The following is a 16,388-nucleotide window of genomic DNA, read 5'->3' on the forward strand; positions in this document are numbered from 1 at the left end:
TATTCCTCCCTTTACTGTGGGGTTTGCGTGCCTTGTTCGTGTTTCAGCGTGACGGTTCTGATCGGGAACGGAATCTCAATCCCCTGTTCACGGAATCGTCCAAGAATCTTTGAGTTGATCTTGTCGGTGGTGGCAAACAGTATGGCATACTCCTCAACCCAGAAAAAGAGTGCCATATTCAGAGCGCTTTCGCCAAAGGAAACAAAAAAAGCCTCCGGCGCCGGCTCTTGCAATACATCTTCAACTTCAAGGGCAAGCTGTACCAGCAACGCCTTGACCTGCTCTGCATTACTGCCATAGCTGACCCCCACGTTGATCCTGCCTTTGATCCGGTTGTCGGGAAAGGCCTGATTGGTCAGTATGGTGTTACAGAGATCCGAGTTGGGAATGATCAGCAACTGGTTGTCCAGGGTCTTGATCTTGGTGGAGCGTAGTCCGATGTCCTGTACATCACCTATCTGGCCACTTGCCAGCTGAATCCGGTCGCCAATCCTGAAAGGGCGGTCAATCATCAGGGTAAAACCGGAGATGACATGGGCCAGGGTGTCCTTGGCTGCCATACCGATGGCCAGAGAACCGATCCCCAGGGCGGTGACCAGCGAAAGAATATCATAGTTGAAATGCTTCAGCACCGCCATCAGTGCCCCGCCGATGATGAACAGCATGGTGATCTTTTCAACCATTGGCGCCATCTGACGTGAGAAGGTGCCGTTTTCACCATCTTGCTGGCGTTCTGCATACCAGAGCAGAGTTTCATGCAGAACCCGGTAGATCAGGATGCAGACAATTACCACAATGGAAACGTACAGGCCACCTGACAGCAGCCGAAAGATTTTCTCATGCAGTGGCAGGGTCCTGAAGGCGTAATAAATCCCTAAAAATGTCAGTAACAGCGAGATCGAAGGGGTAACACGCTGCACTATCCGGTCATCAAGATCTGTTTTGGTAAATGCGGTGACCTTGCTGCCCCAACGGTTAATTACGGAACAGACCGCTTGGGCCAGGAGCCAGAAACCGCCGAAGACGATCAAGGCTACCAGTAATCTTTTGGCCCAGAACAGAGAACCGATGTCGCTGTTTGAAGGGATAAAAGAGGCTATGATCGCTTCCAGTAGACTAGGCACCGAAGACCCTTTTGAAGATGGTATCAACATGCTTCAGGTGATAGGAAAGATCAAAGGACTCACGTATCTTGGTTTCACCCAGCGCCCCGACAACTTCCGGGTCGGCCAGCAGTTCGGTCTGGAAATCCTTGCCTTCTTCCCAGACCTTCATGGCGTTTTTCTGTACCAGACGGTAGGAATCCTCGCGGGAGACACCGGATTGGGTCAGATCCAACAGAATCTTCTGGGAGAAGACCAGCCCCTTCATCTGATTCAGGTTACGCAGCATGTTTTCAGGATAGACCACCAGATTGCGGATCAGTCCGTTCAGGCGGCGCAGGGAAAAATCCAGCGCAACAGTGCCATCAGGCCCAATGTAACGCTCAACCGAGGAGTGTGAAATATCCCGCTCATGCCAGAGTGCCACGTTTTCCAGGGCAGGAATGCACATGGAGCGAACGTAGCGGGCCTGGCCGGTCAGGTTCTCAGACAGGATCGGGTTCCGCTTGTGGGGCATGGCTGACGAGCCTTTCTGGCCCTTGGTGAACTGCTCTTCCGCCTCCAGCACCTCGGTACGCTGCAGGTGGCGAATCTCAATGGCGATCCGTTCAATGGAGGAGGCGATGATGGCCAGAACACAGAAGTATTCGGCATGGCGGTCGCGGGGGATAACCTGGCTGGAGACCGGTTCCGGTTTTAACCCCATTTTTTCGCAGACATACTCTTCCACAAAGGGATTGATGTTGGCAAAGGTACCCACTGCGCCGGAGATGGCGCCGGTGGCGATGTTCTCACGGGCAGCCTGCAGACGGGTGCGGTTACGCCCCATCTCGGCGTAGAATGAAGCCAGCTTCAGGCCAAAGGTAACCGGTTCAGCGTGGATACCATGGGACCGTCCCATGCAGACCGTGTCTTTATGTTCAAAGGCCCGCAGTTTGATTGATTCAAGCAGCATATCAAGATCAGCCAGCAGTTCATCGGCAGCCTGCACCAGCTGTACAGACAGACAGGTGTCAAGCACGTCGGATGAGGTCATGCCCTGGTGGATAAAGCGAGCCTCAGGACCGACATACTCAGCCACCGAGGTCAGGAAGGCGATCACGTCATGCTTGACCTCTGCCTCAATGGCATCGATCCGCTCAATGTCAAAGTTACCCTTCTCGCGGATAACCGGCACGACCTCTTTAGGGATGACGCCAAGCTGGGCCTGGGCCTCGCAGGCCAGGGTCTCAATCTCAAGCCAGATGCGGAAACGGTTTTCCGGTTCCCAGATTTTTGCCATGTCAGGACGGGTGTAGCGTGGAATCATTACAAAAGCTCCTCTGTTATGTGGTGTGCGTTAAAGTTTTATTACCGGTCCGGCCTGATGCTGCTCCCCAATTACAATCCGTGGGGCACAGCAATTTTGATCCCGCAAAAATGCTGATGTGGTTTCCACAACCTTGTCCGGGTGGTTGTTCACCTCGGAGAGGTGAGCCATCACCAAGGCCTCAAGGCCATCGTGGGCCAGATCGTACAACAGTTCCAGTGATTCCTGGTTGGACAGGTGGCCATGACGTGATTTTATCCGCTGCTTCAGGTTCCAGGGATACGGGCCGTTCAACAACATCTCCGGGTCATGGTTTGACTCCAGGTTCAGGGCCCGGCAGCCTTTCAGCTTCTCCCGCACCAGGCGGGTGACAATTCCCAGGTCTGTGGCAGAGCCAGCCCGACCTTCGCTGGATTCAAGCAGAAACCCGACCGGATCACAACAATCATGGGAAATGGGAAACGGGTCAATCATGATGTCGCGAAAAGTAAACGAGTAGCCGGTTTCAAACTCCACCAACGGTGTCTTTTGCAGATACCGTTCAGCTGCCTGGCGGGTTGCGTAGCTGATCAGAACCGGCACTTTGTAGCGTCGTGCAAATGAACCGGCACTACGGATATGATCAATATGTTCATGGGTAATCAGCACACCATGGATGGATTCTGGCTCGATTGCCGAACCTGACAAGCGGGCTGTGATCTCCTTCAGAGACAAACCAGCATCTATCAATAGACGGACGCCGCCTGTCTCAATGAAGAGGCAGTTGCCTTTGCTGCCGCTGGCCAGTGAACAGATTTTCATCCAAAGATATATACAGGAATAACCGGTACTGTGGCAAGGCGAACGTGGTACCTATTAAAATGGTTGAGGGTTTTTGGATTAGTCGTTGTAACTGGAATTGACAGTCTGTTTCCGGCTGGTTATGGTAGCACAATGATAGAACAGCTACTTGATAAAAAAAATTGGGATGCGCTTTGCCGCCGTTGTGGTCGTTGCTGTTTTGAAAAGATCGAGGATGAGCGGGGGCGGGTGACCTATACCACCACCGCCTGCCGTTACCTTGATCTGGACAGCCGCCAGTGCAAGATCTTTGAAAATCGTTTCCGGATCAATCCGGAGTGTATTGCCCTGACTCCCGAACTGGTCTGCACGCTTGACTGGTTGCCCGACGACTGTGGGTATCGCGCCATGCTTGCCGCGGTGCCGCCTCCGCCTGAGGAGCAGCTGCACAAGCGCAAGGTGCGGCGCAGGCGGTAGGCCTACCCCCGTGGGTGTAGCTCCTTGTGCAGCTGTTTCAGACGTTCGCGGGTGACATGGGTATAGATCTGGGTGGTGGAGAGATCGGCATGGCCGAGCATGATCTGGACACTACGCAGGTCGGCTCCATTTGCCAGCAGGTGGGTGGCAAAGGAGTGACGCAGGGTGTGGGGAGAGATGCTGGTGCGGACGCCAGCCAGCAGGGCGCGCTTTTTGATGATGTTCCAGAATGCCTGACGGGTCATGGACTCCCCCAGCCGAGAGAGAAACAGCTCTTTTTGCAGCAACTCCGGGTCCTGCTTGCTGCGTACCTGCTCCAGATAGTCGGCCACACGGTGGCAGGCGGTGGCACCGATCGGTACCAGTCGTTCCTTGTTGCCTTTTCCAATGGTCATCAGGTAGCCGACTTCAAGGTTCACCTCGCGTAGCTTCAGGTTCACCAGTTCTGATACCCGCAGGCCGGTGGCATAGAGCAGCTCCAGCATGGCCCGGTCGCGGATATCTTCATCACGTTTGCCCAGCGTTGCCCTCAGTAGCTTTTCAACTTCTTCCATACTCAAAAAGGTTGGCAGTTTTTTCAGGGGGCGGGGGGCTTCAATGATGGCTGAGGGGTTGAGGGTGGCGTAACGCTCTATCAACAGGAAACGATGGAACATCCTGATGGAGGAAAGCAGTCTGGCCCGGCTGCGGGGGGCCAGACCCCGCTCCCGCTCTTTGCCAAGGAATTCAGCGATGTCGGTTGACTGGATGCTGTCCGGCGTGTCACGTTTGAGTCGCTCCAGATAGTCAAGGTAGCGCCCCAAATCAGCGGCATAGGCACTGCAGGTGTTGCCTGACAACCCTTTTTCCACGGTCAGCCAGGCCAGAAACAGGTCAAGAAAGCGGTTCATTGCCAGTCATCAATGGCCCAGGACAGTGTGGTACGGACCTCTTCCAGCTTTTCTTCAGAGACAATCTTGTGGCCGAAGATATCCCGTACATAGAAGACGTCTGCAACCTGATCAACCTTGGTGGAGATCTTGGAAACCCCAATATACAGCCCCAATTGATTGATGGTGCTGGTAATCAGGTAGAGCAGGCCCACCTTGTCATGGGCGTAGATGTCAATGACGGTGTACTCATCCGACACCTCGTTATCAATCTCGATCCGGGTCGGGAAGTGGCGGGCTGATTTAGCCGGCAGCAGGGTGGGGCGTTGACGTTTGTGCACCAGATCAGAGACCTGTACCGTACCGTGCAGTACCTCGGCCATGTCTGTTTCCACCTTCTGCCAGCGGGTTTGGTCGGTAATTACAAATCCCTGGGCAGAGTTTACCTGCAGGATGTCCAGGATCTTGCCGTTTTTGCCGGTGAAGATCTGGGCACCCAGGATGTTGATGCCGTTGGCTGCCATGACGCCGGTTATCTTGGAAAACAGCCCGTAGGTGTCAAAGGTGCAGATGGTAAAGCTGGAAAAACCACTATCCTGCTCATGCTGGACCTGCATGACCAGATCTTTTCCGTTTAACTGCACCAGCAGATGCAGATGGTCTGCAATGGTCTGCAGCGGTGCCGATAGCAGATAGCGGGTGGGCAGGGCGCGTAACTCTTCCTTGGCAGTGGCAGCCGGGATATCGTATTCTACCATCTCCCTGACCTTACGACGTACGCTGCGGACCCGTTCCGTGCCGGCCTCAAGCCTGAAATCACCCCGTTCAAGGATGTTGAACGCCTTTTCGTACAGCTCGTTAAACAGCATCGCCTTCCAGGTGGTCCAGACATCGGAACCGACCGCCCTGACATCGGCTATGGTCAGCAGAAACAGCATCTTCAGGTTTTCGCTGGTGACCATCTGACGGGCAAACTGCATGATCATCCGTTCGTCGGCCAGGTCACGGCGTTGGGAAATATGGGCAAAGATCAGGTGGCTGCGTACCAGAAACTCCAGCCGTTCGCTATCCTCTTTGGAGAGCCCCATCCGACGGGCAATGGTGGGGATCATGTCGGCACCCTTGTCGGCGTGGCCGCCTCCTTCTCCCTTGCCGATATCGTGGAACAGGATCGACAGGATCAGCAGTTCCCGTTTGCCGATCTGGCGGGCTATCTCGCAGGGGAGTGCAAGCTCTTTTTTCAGCTCACCATTCAGGATTTTTTCAATCTGCTCCACAGCAAACAGGGTGTGAATATCAACCGTGTAGATATGGTACAGGTCGTGCTGGACCTTGCAATAGATATGCTCAAACTCGGGGATGTACTCATTCAGAAATTCAAGGTGGTGCATCAGACGCAGGGTATCAGCCATCCCTTTTTCAGAACGAAGGATATTCATGAAGGCCTGATTAACTTCACGGTTGCGGCGAAACTTGTCATTTACCAGATGCAGTGAACGTCTGATTAACCATTTGACGCGGATATTAAGGCTGACGCCATGTTTCTGGGCCAGCTCAAAGATCTGCATCAGTACCGCCGGGTTTTTATCAACGACTGATTCGTCTGGGATAATCAACTCACCCTTGAGGACAAAACAACCATGCCCCACCGGACGGCGCACAAAGTAGCCCAGTATCTTTGCCGCTCCTTCATCTCGCCAGATACAGCGGGAGCTAAGGGTAGAGGAGAAATGTTCAACCCGAGCTGCATGGCGGTAGTAATCCCGCATAAAATCTTCCACAGCCAGTACCTTGCCGCGGTCAACATAGCCAAGAAAACCGGCCAGGTGGACCTGCAGGTCAAAGTTCATCTGGTCTGATTTTCTACGGGTGTGAAAGTGCAGTTCATTACGCATCCGCCAGAGGTGATCAAGGGCAGAGTGGTAGACCTCCATTTCAGCTTCAGAGAGAATGCCCTTGATTACCAGCTCTTTGGGGTCTTCAAATTTGTACTTGACCTGGGCCACCCAGAGGGCGGTCTGCAGATCACGTAACCCGCCTTCTCCCTCTTTGATGTTGGGCTCCAGCAGGTAGATGGTGGCGCCATACTTGTCCCGCCGCCGCCGCATTTCAGCGATCTTTTCCTTAATAAATTTATCGCTGGCCTTGGGCAAAATCTGGGAATAGACGGTCTTGTGCAGGATGCCAAAAAGAGGTTGATGACCGGCCAGAAAACGTGAATCAATCAGGGCGGTCTTAATAGTGGTGTCCTGGGCTGCCATTTCAATACAATCAGCCGGAGTACGCACCGAGTACCCCACATCCAGCCGCAGGTCCCACAGGAAATAGAGTAGCTTCTGGGCAAAGGCCTCCACTACCTCCACCGGCACACTGCCATCATGCAGGAACATGATATCCACATCTGAATAGGGGTTGAGTTCGCCACGGCCATAGCCACCCACTGCAGCCAGGGTCAGATGGCCGGTCAGGCGCTTGCTGTCAGCACCCATCAGGTCAAGAATGCCGTTAAACAGTGTGGAAACCATGGCATCCATGACGGCTGAAAGCTGGTGAACCACCTCGGTCCCGCTTGCACCGGCTGCGTGGCGTTGACGGATCTCTTCGTGGGAGTCGGTTATGAACCGCTTGCAGGCTTCAAGTATCTCTGATCGGCGTTCATCAAAGCTGCGTTTGTCTCCGGCAGGAAAGATCTCTGCAGCAGAAATCAGGTGCATAGGCATGGGGAGTATTCCTTTTAACAGCGCAGCTGGTTATAGCCAGCCTTTGCGCTTGAAAATATAAAGCGGCAGCACAGCAGAAATGACGATCATACAAAGCGCCAGCGGGTAGCCGAAGCTGAGATCAAGCTCCGGCAGGTATTTAAAGTTCATACCGTAGATACTGGCGATCAGGGTAGGCGGCAGGAAAATGACCGACATAACGGTGAAAATCTTGATCACCTTGTTCTGTTCAATGCTTAAGAAGTTAAGGAACAGGTTCTGCAGGTAGTCAAGCCGTTCAAAGTTAAAATTGGCTGTAGTAATCAGGGAGTTTACATCCTTGATCATGATACTGAAATCGCTCTTGAGGGTGCTGGGCATCTTGCCGCTCTTCAGCAGGGAAGAGAGCACCCGTTGCTTGTCGGTCAGGTTTTCCCGGATGGTGATGTTGGTGGCCTCAAAGTCTGCCATATAGGAAAGAAACTTTTTCGTATCATCAAAGTTACTGGGGTTAAGCCGCGCAATGCTGGCTATTTCGCGGGAGACCGCCTCCAGGGTGTCGGCATCGTCTTCAATCCGCATTTCCAGGATACCCCCCATCACTCGGGCTCCATCGGTATAATGGCTGGGGTTAAGCAGCAGTTTGCGATTAAAATCACCAAAAACCGGCAGTTCAATAAAGCGGATGGTAATAACGAAATTATCTTTCAGGGTGAATGAAACCGACTCGTTGCTGGCGGTCGTCCCTTGCTTTACCAGAAAATAGGTGTTGATGGTGATACCAAATTCATCCTCCCAATAGCGGGCAGAAAACTCGATCTCTTCAGTCTCCTGGCGGGTTGGCAGGTCAAGTCCCAGTTTCTTGTCGAGCTCACTCACCTCTGTCATACTTGGGGAAAGCATATCCACCCAGATCAACTGCTTTGATTCTATGAGATCAATCTCATCACCGCTGATCAGGTGGCTTGAAATAACACCATTTGCGTTGTAGTAGACCTTGATCATGGCGAAAACCTCCTGAATAGACTCTGTAACAGGCGAAATGCCGAGTGTTTTTGTATAGTCTCCACGTCAGCGCTTGTCAACTGAAGAGGGGAGGCGCAAGGCAACATTTATGCAACGTTTCCGGCATTCCCTTTTTTGTCCGGCTCTGCTACAGTCTACCAATCATGTCTGAAAAGCTCATCTGCGCAAATAAACGGGCCTTCCACGAATACCACATCGAAGAACGGTTGGAAGCTGGAATCGTCCTGGTCGGGACTGAGGTCAAGTCACTGCGCTCAGGCACCGCCAACCTGGTTGACGCATTTGTGCTGGTGCGTAATGGTGAGGCCTTTCTGCATAACCTGCATATCGCCCCCTACAACTTTGGCAACCGGCAGAATCATGACCCGGAACGGAACAGGAAGCTGCTGCTGCATGCAAAAGAGATTGGCAAGCTGCACGATAGAATCCGCCAGGATGGTTGTACCGCAGTGCCACTCAGGCTGTATTTTAAAGATGGCAAGGTCAAGGTTGAGGTGGGGATTGCCAAAGGTAAGAAGATGCATGACAAACGTGAGGACCTGAAAAAGAAGGATCTGAAGCGGGAGCATGCAAAAGATTTCAAAATTAAGGCCAGATAGCGTATAGTATAAATATGATCTTTTACAAATTGGGGGTGTAAAGGTTTCGACGGGGGAATGAACTCCTGGGTTGCACCGGGTCGGGGCAGGTGGCCGACCTTAATAAACCTGCATGGCATTAATTGCCGACAATTATAACACTCCTGTTGCACTAGCTGCTTAACAGGCGGTCCCGACTGAGATGTCGGTGGTAGGAAGGGACCGTCATTCACTACCGAATTGGATTGCGTAAGCCCGATACGCCGTCTGAAATCCAGGGACCGCTGACCTGCTGTCTTGTCTGCTGTACAGCATGTCGGCTAAATTGATCAACAGACTAACGGTGTAGTAGCTCATGATGTAGGTCTTTCGGACGTGGGTTCGACTCCCACCACCTCCACCAAAACTATTGAAATCATTAAGGTTTCAAGCAAAATGACCCATAGGAAACAGCCAAGTGGTACACAAGTACGGTACACACAGGGGTTGTTCCTATGGGTCATTCGTTTATGTTCAGGCGTGGCGGTCGCTATTATTTTCGGGTAAGGATACCAGAGCAGCTTTGGGAGTACTTTGGAGGTAGTAAGGAAATCAGACAATCCCTGAGAACCGGCACCTATGAGCTAGCAAGGTTACAGGTTAAGGTGCTAGCAGCCAGGGCAGCGGTATCCTTTGATTCAATGGTAAGATACAAGGCAAGTATGAATAACGAACAGCTTAGAGAAATAGCTAACAAGTTCTTGCATGGCACTTTAGCGGACAGTGAGGAGTCCCGCAATGCTGGTTTAGGCTTGAGAGCTGAAGGAGACCGCCAGAAAGCCCTAGTGGGCTACAGTGCTGTGTTTGATACCTATTCAAAAGCCTTATCCCTCCTTGATGTTGCAGCAACCAAAGAGCGTGGGCTTGAGGCAGTACGGCCCCTGGTGCAACAGGTGTGTGAACAGGAAGGCATCACCCTTGAATATGGATCACCTGAGTATGTGGGGCTGACCCGCGAGCTTGCCAAGCGTGTTTTGGAGGTGTGCAAGGTAGAAGATAGCCGGTTGAATGGGGATCACTTGAATGCTTATGACAGGGGTCTGATGTATGCAGCACCTGTGAACAGTCAGGTGGTTGCTGATGCGGTAGCTGCTGAAGGTGGGCTACTGTCAGCTGTGGTTATCGCATACACACAGGAACATATAACCCTTAAGAAGTGGACAGCCAAGACAGAACAAGAGAATACGGCAATACTATCTGTGCTTCTCGAATTACTTGGAGACAAGCCTGTGACATCAATCAGCCACAGGGAGCTGCAGGGCTTCAGGTCAACCTTGGTAAAACTTCCACCGAATCCCCGAAAGGGTAAAGGAAGAGAGGGTAAGACTCTTCAGGAGGTAATAGCACTAGGACTCCCACCCATGAGTCAAACCACGGTAAACAAGTACCTTATCCGTATAGCTTCCTTCTTTAAGTGGGCGCATAGGCACAAGTACATATCAAGTAATGAGTTTGAAGGTTTGACACTGGCTAAACACAAACGAGGGAAGCAATCAGAAGAGAGGAGTATCTACAGCACCTCTGATCTTGTTCAGCTTCTGCAGTCCCTAGAGTTTGACAAAGCACGCCCAGAACAGTTCTGGATACCTCTGATAAGCCTCTATTCAGGTTTGCGGCTCAATGAAGTATGTCAGCTCCACTTAACTGATATTAAAGACCATGAGGGTGTTCCCTGCTTCAGTGTGAACGAAGAGGGTGACAAAGAGGTTAAGACCGCCTCATCAGTTCGGCTTGTTCCAGTGCATCCGGTGTTGATTGACTTGGGGTTGCTGGATTATGTGGAGAAGTTACGGCAGCGCGGTAGTGTCAGACTGTGGGGACGGTTACAGAAACAGCGGGACGGTTATGGTCAAGCGTTTGGTAAGTGGTATCAGCGTTTCAACCGGAGCAAGATTACCAAAGAGAAGGGCAAGGTGTTCCACTCATTCCGTCATACTTTCACCAATGCCTTGAAGCAAGCCGGTGTCAGTGAATCAGTGTCAGCACAACTGATAGGCCACGGGCAGGTCACTATCACCTTTGGTAGATACGGTAAGGACTATATAGCGTCAGTGTTGCTTGAGTCTGTCCGGTTGGTTGACTATGGTGTATCTGTAGCTGCTGCTTTGGTTGAACTGAAGGGGCGGATTGTGTGTAATAATACTAGGCTGGGAAAAGGTTCAGCTTCAGGCGTTGCGGTGAAGTTGAAGAAGTAGTAGTACGCAATAAAGCATTTGTGACTCTGTACCCAAGGTCAAACCATAGGGCTACCCTGGATAACTCAAAAATCCTTAGATAGCCCTATGGTTTTAACGATAAGTTACTATTCCCCTACTGTACGGCCCTTCAGTTTCCCCGTGGTCGGTCGCAGACCTTCGGCCTTGCTGGCCTCTTACCCATCCGGTACAGATACAAGGCACACCGCTTAACAGTACACAACCGTACTTCAGTTACCTGATTGTTACTACACCACAGGCAGTAAGCCCGTATCGTTTTGACTGGGGTGAGTTCAGGTGTGTGGGGGTGGTCGCAGACCTTAGGCCTCTTACCCATCCTATACGGATACAAACGGCAAGTCTTAATGGTACATTGTTTAACTGATCCGTATTGACCATGACTACAATCAAGACACTTGGCCCGAATAGCCTTGATCGGGGTAAGCCGTTTAGTCTCTTCCATTACTCAACACCGTCAAAGCGTTTCAACTCAAGTAGCCCCTCATCAGCCCGTAACTTCCCAGAGTGTACCGCGTCACGTATCTGCTCTCTGGTCTTGAACTTAGATGGTCCCAGGGTGTTCTTCTGGGTACGCTTTGAGAGTTTACTGTAGTGTTCAATGAGAGCAGCACTCACTTGAGTTGGTTCTTCTCCCTGGCTTACCCTTCCAAAGAACATACGACCATAGGTGTTCATCCGTAGGGCAGCTTGTGTTCCATCCATATCCATAGCTGAAGGTGCCCCAATGACCTTTTGCACCATGTCATAGCCCAACTTCTTCTGCTCAAGGGATAACTGAGCGTTGGCCCTACCTTCAGAGTTGATATGGTCAATCCTTGAGGTGATCCTTGACAGCAGCTCCGTTGCGGTCCCTGACTTCAGGGTGTACCCATACTGACTCATTACCTCCCCACGTAGGGCCTCAAGGGTCTTGATAGAGCTGGTCATTTCAATGTTACCCCTCAGTCCCACTATGGTGTTGTGGTCTTCATGAATACTATGTTCATCCTTATGGTACGCTGTGGCCTTATCAACCAGCTTTTCAATCTGTGTATAGTCAAGGTACTTGTTGGAGGTAATGAGCTGTTCTTTCTCGCTAAGCTCCATGTCAGGGTTCAGAATAACATCCACGAACAGACTCTTCAGGGCTGCTTCCTGTTTAGCCTTGAGTGCCTTAGCGTCAGCCTGTTCCCGCCTCTCCTGAATTTTCGCTATCTGGTTGGTTACGTGATCAATGGTCTCTCTGAACTTCAGTTCCCCCTTACCGTCAACCATAGTAGCCCACGATTGTTTGGTGTCAGGGTCAGCTACATCAAAGAGTTCAAGCAGCTTGTAGGCTTTATCAACAGCTTCATGTGTTCCCTCTCTAGGGTCTTCAGCCAGTTGAACCGCAGAGTGAGCTATGTTCTGAATGACAGTCTTGGTGTACTCATCACGGCTTAGCAGGTTGGTGGGTTTGGCCTTAAAGTCCCAATCATCATTCAAGGCTTTCCGTAGTTGTTCCAAAGAGGTGGTGCTTTTGTCACTTCGGGCATACGTGAACAAATGATCCTGTTGTAGGGTACTCATGCTGTTCATGAATGTTTCTTTGGATACCCTGTGAGCTGCTGACTGCATAGCCACACTACCTTCAACCTGCGCCTGTTTTAGCCGCTCAGATGCCCCGAAGAGGATCTGAGGGTTATCACCTACAGTTTGGAAGTGGTGCTGATACAGGTCATCAAAGAACTTCTTATGGGCAACTTGAGGGTCAGGCTGATTCTGGAAGTATTGGTTCTCCTCAAGTTTGGTCATGTATTCTTTGCTGAAGGCAAGACCCTTGGATTCACCTATAGTGACATTGTAGGCTTCATTGTAGCCATAGCCACCATTGAACAGACCCTCATGTTCTGTAGCTTGAGGCTTGCCGGTAACAGCATCTGCAACAGCCTTCTGCTGATTCTCTTTACCGTATGACTTCTGAACCTGGATGTACCCATTGGTTAAATCTGAAATGTTCTTCATTGAGTCAACAAAGGCCATCAGGTTTGGGTCAGGTTGTCTCTGGATGTTTCCTGCTGTTACAAAGGGGTCTGTTGCTTGGGCGGTAACTTTACGGTTCGGTGTGGTCCAACTGAAGTATTCCCGTGGGTCTATCTGCTTACGGGTAGTACGTGCGTTACTGGCAAATTCGGGCATGTTTGTTCCTTACTTTAAGGATTTACCCAGAGCATCAAGAACTTTGCCTGTTGCATTACTGAGTGATCTTTCAAAAGCCGATAAAATCTGATTACGTCCCCAATTAGTCTGAACTGACAGCTCTTTGCTAAACTCTTTCCGCAGTGTTTCAATTAACAGCTGATTCATGCGTGTGGTTCCTTTCCTCTGTGTTGTAATGATCAAGCAAAACCTTGAGCGGCTCTCATAACTTCTACAATCTCACTGCTTACAGCTTGTTCTGTGGTCAACTGCTTGAGCTGCTGTAGGTAGTACCTCAAGGCACGGCGTACTATAGCACTCTGACTAAGTGAAAAGCCCTGGTCCCTGAGTAGCTGCTGACAGCCGGTAAGGTCTCGGGCGGTCACACTGTCAAGGTTCACATGGTAGATACTGCCAGAGCCTCTGCTGACTTGCTGTTGTGTCAACTGATTCACCTCCTTTCTATGCAGTTGTGGTGTTGCTATGTTTGAAAAATTTATAAGGACAAGAGAGAAGCTACTTACAGGGGAGCGGTAGTCTTTCCTCTAGGGTGGTCAGGTATTCTCAGCAGCCGGTAGTTTACTTCGCATGATCAAGCGATATACGTCACGTTCGGGGATGATGGAATAAAGACCACCACCCTGTTTCGGGGTAGTGCGTGCAGCTTTACAATGAGCTGATATTGCGTTCTCAGGTTTCAAATAACCCAACACGGTTGCTACATCTTTGGCTACAAACCAAGGTTCCCCATCAATCACGATGGTGCGAACCTCAGCCATACCAAAGGTCAGGTATTCTCGCTAAAAGGTGGTTAGAAGTGTTTGGTAAAGGGCAAACCAAAGGGCTACCCTGGATGGATCAGAAATCCTTAAGGTAGCCCTATAGTTTTGGTGTGGGAGTAGCTGTATTACTGCTCGGAATCAGCAAGCCTGTGAGGGTTGGTTACTTACGGTATTAATGCATTCATTCAGTAAAGCTCTGATACCAGCCTCAAGCCCTTGCAGCTGATGTGATACCGTAAGTTGTTCCTCAAAGCCACCACAACCACAGGATAGTGCAGTATCTTCAATACTCTTGTCAGTGTAGATACCAAAAAGGGCCTCTATGTGTAGCAGTGTATCAATCAGGTGACTACTCATTGACTGTTGCCTGTCGTTGCTGGTCATGGTGCTGTGTTCCCCTCTCTCCTGGTCAATTGTATTGGTGTTGCTCAACTGAGGGGGGACACTACAGGGAAATATAAAGCCAAGTCAATAACAAAATAGTAGTAATTACATATAGTTATGTTTCGATAACGGGAATATTTCTAAAGCGAAACATTAGCAGAATACCTCAGTATCACCCTAAGCAATTGGATTACCTGTAGTAATGGGGAGTACACCTGCAATTTTCATAAACACGACAGATGTATTCACACTAAAGCAGTAGGCTTTTGTTGGGTGTAACAGTGGTATTGTCCAGCTGATTGGTGTGTAATTGAGGAGCTGCTGCCCTTCAGGTGTACTCCCAGAGTACCACACTGCGGGTTGACTCTTTAGGGTGGTCCCCTTTCAGGTGGTTTTAATCAGTGGGTGGTACAAGATGCTGAAGGGAAGCACAGCGGGGAGCTGAAGCTGAACCTTTGGTGTAACGTTAAGTTCTACTGAAGCTACTGATACCCTTTAATCAGAAACATGAAAGGAGGAGACTACAGTTACCCTTTAAGTTTAACTTAAACAATCCCTTCATCCTTTCCCTTTCCTCAAGAGTGAGGGGGTATTCACTAAAAAGTGGTGTTTACCTTAAGGATATCTTTATGTTGAACTGAAGTAATACACTACAGTTTCTACTGAAGCTACTGATACCCATTATTCAGAAACATAAAAGGAGGAGACTACAGTTACCCTTTAAGTTTACCCTTAAGTTTAACTTAAACAATCCCTTCATCCTTTCCCTTTCCTCTAAAGTGGGCAGGTATTCACACAAAACATGGGTAATCTATAACCGTATCAGCGTGATAGGTGTCATTTCGTATCGGTAATAAAGTGCCACTTTATGAAGCTGACAAGTAACGGGTGATAGTGAGGTATAGGTTCCATCAAGACAATTCAAAAAACATGCAGCTAGCTATCATATAAATACACTACAGCCACAGTTCCACCACAGCCCCACAAGTCTTTCTACAGTATCCCCTTAAATATCCTATCAATAGACCATGATTCAATGATAGTAAAAGCGTGATAGGTTGCGCTCATGTAAAATCAGCAGCTTACGAACAACAAAACCGATGAAAAAAGTAAAACCTTGACAGTCCTTAACCCTATTGATAGGTTTATCACATTAATGCTTAACTTATTGATAGCAACTACACTGGGGGAAACCATCATGGCAAACATCGGCTATGCGCGAGTAAGCACAGAAGGCCAGGAGCTGACCGCACAGCTTGAACAGTTGAAGGGGGCAGGTGTAGACAAGATATTCAAAGAAAAAGCATCAGGCGTAAAGCAGGACCGCCCACAGTTGGCAGCAATGCTTGACCATCTTCGGGAAGGTGATACTGTAATCGTATGCAAGCTGGACAGGATCGCACGCAGCACCAAGCACCTGTTGGAGATCGTAGAGACACTGGAAGCCAGAAAGGTTTCCTTCAAGGTCTTGAACATCAATCTGGACACCTCCACCCCCACCGGTAAGCTGATGCTTTCCATGCTGGCGGCTATCGGGCAGTTTGAACGTGAAATGATGTTAGAGAGGCAACGGGAAGGGATAGAACTGGCAAAGCAGGCAGGCAAGTACAAGGGACGCAAGGCAACAGCACGCGATAAATCAGCAGAAGTACAGGAACTGTTAAAGCAAGGAATGACCAAACAGGCTGTGGCTGATACACTGAAGATAGGTGTTGCCAGTGTCTACCGGATAGCCAGGGCTAGTACCAAATAAGACAAGGTAGAATTGACAGGCGTATGTGTGGTTTACCTGTGGGAACTGAAGCTGCTGCTATTGTTCCACCAATGCCAGCCGCCTTTTTTCTTGGCACAGGGTAGTTCGGGGCGGGGTACGGGGTAAACAGCTCACGGGAAATTACAAATATGCTCTCACAGATTTCTATAGTATTTTGGTCGCGGTTTATGTGAGGAGGTTCTATGACGTTTTATC

14 protein-coding genes and 1 other RNA gene are annotated in these 16,388 nt (G+C 50.2%); 5 read left to right on the top strand and 10 right to left on the bottom strand.

Annotated elements, in window-relative coordinates:
- Positions 1 to 11 precede the first annotated feature (11 nt).
- The 3 genes from B5D39_RS03595 to B5D39_RS03605 are packed head-to-tail and all read right to left on the bottom strand — an operon-like array spanning position 12 to position 3,213.
- Positions 12 to 1,124, bottom strand: coding sequence for a mechanosensitive ion channel family protein (locus tag B5D39_RS03595; RefSeq protein WP_139366666.1), 1,113 nt, complete (start codon positions 1,122 to 1,124; stop codon positions 12 to 14).
- On the bottom strand, positions 1,117 to 2,412 hold the full coding sequence (gene purB, locus B5D39_RS03600) for an adenylosuccinate lyase (protein ID WP_078789032.1): 1,296 nt from the start codon (positions 2,410 to 2,412) through the stop codon (positions 1,117 to 1,119). The genes B5D39_RS03595 and purB overlap by 8 nt, the downstream gene beginning before the upstream one ends.
- A gap of 30 nt (positions 2,413 to 2,442) precedes the next feature.
- A complete protein-coding gene (locus B5D39_RS03605; RefSeq protein WP_078789033.1) occupies positions 2,443 to 3,213 on the bottom strand; it encodes an MBL fold metallo-hydrolase in 771 nt (256 codons plus the stop codon).
- A gap of 132 nt (positions 3,214 to 3,345) precedes the next feature.
- On the opposite strand from B5D39_RS03605, the gene B5D39_RS03610 reads away from it, so the two are divergent.
- Positions 3,346 to 3,669, top strand: coding sequence for a YkgJ family cysteine cluster protein (locus tag B5D39_RS03610; RefSeq protein WP_244161347.1), 324 nt, complete (start codon positions 3,346 to 3,348; stop codon positions 3,667 to 3,669).
- Positions 3,670 to 3,671: 2 nt separating this feature from the next.
- Here B5D39_RS03610 and xerD read toward each other — a convergent pair whose 3' ends face one another.
- From xerD to corA, 3 genes are read right to left on the bottom strand one after another with little or no spacing between them, the layout of a single operon-like run.
- Positions 3,672 to 4,559: a site-specific tyrosine recombinase XerD gene (xerD, locus tag B5D39_RS03615; RefSeq protein ID WP_078789034.1), complete on the bottom strand. Its 888-nt coding sequence runs from the start codon at positions 4,557 to 4,559 to the stop codon at positions 3,672 to 3,674.
- A complete protein-coding gene (gene glnD / locus B5D39_RS03620) occupies positions 4,556 to 7,258 on the bottom strand; it encodes a [protein-PII] uridylyltransferase (RefSeq protein WP_078789035.1) in 2,703 nt (900 codons plus the stop codon). Before glnD ends, xerD begins: the two co-directional genes overlap by 4 nt.
- A gap of 30 nt (positions 7,259 to 7,288) precedes the next feature.
- Complete coding sequence (gene corA / locus B5D39_RS03625) at positions 7,289 to 8,242, bottom strand: magnesium/cobalt transporter CorA (protein WP_078789036.1); 954 nt, start codon at positions 8,240 to 8,242, stop codon at positions 7,289 to 7,291.
- A 164-nt stretch (positions 8,243 to 8,406) separates the two neighbouring features.
- Between corA and smpB the strand changes: the two genes are divergently transcribed.
- The 3 genes from smpB to B5D39_RS03640 all read left to right on the top strand — a co-directional run bounded on the left by smpB (position 8,407) and on the right by B5D39_RS03640 (position 11,075).
- The gene (gene smpB, locus B5D39_RS03630) at positions 8,407 to 8,862 is read left to right on the top strand and encodes an SsrA-binding protein SmpB (RefSeq protein ID WP_078789037.1); all 456 of its coding nucleotides are present in this window, start codon (positions 8,407 to 8,409) and stop codon (positions 8,860 to 8,862) included.
- Positions 8,863 to 8,893: 31 nt separating this feature from the next.
- Positions 8,894 to 9,244: a transfer-messenger RNA gene (gene ssrA / locus B5D39_RS03635) on the top strand.
- 91 nt (positions 9,245 to 9,335) lie between these two features.
- The gene (locus B5D39_RS03640) at positions 9,336 to 11,075 is read left to right on the top strand and encodes a site-specific integrase (RefSeq protein ID WP_078789038.1); all 1,740 of its coding nucleotides are present in this window, start codon (positions 9,336 to 9,338) and stop codon (positions 11,073 to 11,075) included.
- Positions 11,076 to 11,537: 462 nt separating this feature from the next.
- On the opposite strand, the gene B5D39_RS03645 is transcribed toward B5D39_RS03640, so the two are convergent.
- From B5D39_RS03645 to B5D39_RS03660, 4 genes are all read right to left on the bottom strand, one after another.
- The gene (locus B5D39_RS03645) at positions 11,538 to 13,253 is read right to left on the bottom strand and encodes a hypothetical protein (RefSeq protein ID WP_078789039.1); all 1,716 of its coding nucleotides are present in this window, start codon (positions 13,251 to 13,253) and stop codon (positions 11,538 to 11,540) included.
- A 9-nt stretch (positions 13,254 to 13,262) separates the two neighbouring features.
- Entirely contained in the window at positions 13,263 to 13,421 is a 159-nt protein-coding gene (locus B5D39_RS16910; RefSeq protein WP_153304302.1) for a hypothetical protein, read from the bottom strand.
- Positions 13,422 to 13,807: 386 nt separating this feature from the next.
- Positions 13,808 to 14,032, bottom strand: a complete 225-nt coding sequence (locus B5D39_RS03655) for a BRO-N domain-containing protein (RefSeq protein WP_078789041.1) — start codon at positions 14,030 to 14,032, stop codon at positions 13,808 to 13,810.
- Positions 14,033 to 14,173: 141 nt separating this feature from the next.
- Positions 14,174 to 14,419: a hypothetical protein gene (locus tag B5D39_RS03660; protein WP_078789042.1), complete on the bottom strand. Its 246-nt coding sequence runs from the start codon at positions 14,417 to 14,419 to the stop codon at positions 14,174 to 14,176.
- Positions 14,420 to 15,575: 1,156 nt separating this feature from the next.
- Here B5D39_RS03660 and B5D39_RS03665 point away from each other — a divergent pair.
- Positions 15,576 to 16,172 (top strand): recombinase family protein, encoded by a 597-nt coding sequence (locus B5D39_RS03665; protein ID WP_279627289.1) that lies wholly within the window; start codon positions 15,576 to 15,578, stop codon positions 16,170 to 16,172.
- Positions 16,173 to 16,388: the final 216 nt, after the last annotated feature.

The sequence above is a fragment of the Trichlorobacter thiogenes genome (assembly GCF_900167465.1).
GTDB lineage: Bacteria > Desulfobacterota > Desulfuromonadia > Geobacterales > Pseudopelobacteraceae > Trichlorobacter > Trichlorobacter thiogenes.

Excerpts from the sequence above, each read along its gene's own strand:
- purB (WP_078789032.1), bottom strand. The coding sequence starts at position 2,412 with ATGATTCCACGCTACACCCGTCCTGACATGGCAAAAATCTGGGAACCG.
- B5D39_RS03605 (WP_078789033.1), bottom strand. The coding sequence starts at position 3,213 with ATGAAAATCTGTTCACTGGCCAGCGGCAGCAAAGGCAACTGCCTCTTC.
- B5D39_RS03610 (WP_244161347.1), top strand. The coding sequence starts at position 3,346 with ATGATAGAACAGCTACTTGATAAAAAAAATTGGGATGCGCTTTGCCGC.
- xerD (WP_078789034.1), bottom strand. The coding sequence starts at position 4,559 with ATGAACCGCTTTCTTGACCTGTTTCTGGCCTGGCTGACCGTGGAAAAA.
- glnD (WP_078789035.1), bottom strand. The coding sequence starts at position 7,258 with ATGCCTATGCACCTGATTTCTGCTGCAGAGATCTTTCCTGCCGGAGAC.
- corA (WP_078789036.1), bottom strand. The coding sequence starts at position 8,242 with ATGATCAAGGTCTACTACAACGCAAATGGTGTTATTTCAAGCCACCTG.
- smpB (WP_078789037.1), top strand. The coding sequence starts at position 8,407 with ATGTCTGAAAAGCTCATCTGCGCAAATAAACGGGCCTTCCACGAATAC.
- B5D39_RS03640 (WP_078789038.1), top strand. The coding sequence starts at position 9,336 with ATGGGTCATTCGTTTATGTTCAGGCGTGGCGGTCGCTATTATTTTCGG.
- B5D39_RS03645 (WP_078789039.1), bottom strand. The coding sequence starts at position 13,253 with ATGCCCGAATTTGCCAGTAACGCACGTACTACCCGTAAGCAGATAGAC.
- B5D39_RS16910 (WP_153304302.1), bottom strand. The coding sequence starts at position 13,421 with ATGAATCAGCTGTTAATTGAAACACTGCGGAAAGAGTTTAGCAAAGAG.
- B5D39_RS03655 (WP_078789041.1), bottom strand. The coding sequence starts at position 14,032 with ATGGCTGAGGTTCGCACCATCGTGATTGATGGGGAACCTTGGTTTGTA.
- B5D39_RS03660 (WP_078789042.1), bottom strand. The coding sequence starts at position 14,419 with ATGACCAGCAACGACAGGCAACAGTCAATGAGTAGTCACCTGATTGAT.
- B5D39_RS03665 (WP_279627289.1), top strand. The coding sequence starts at position 15,576 with ATGCTTAACTTATTGATAGCAACTACACTGGGGGAAACCATCATGGCA.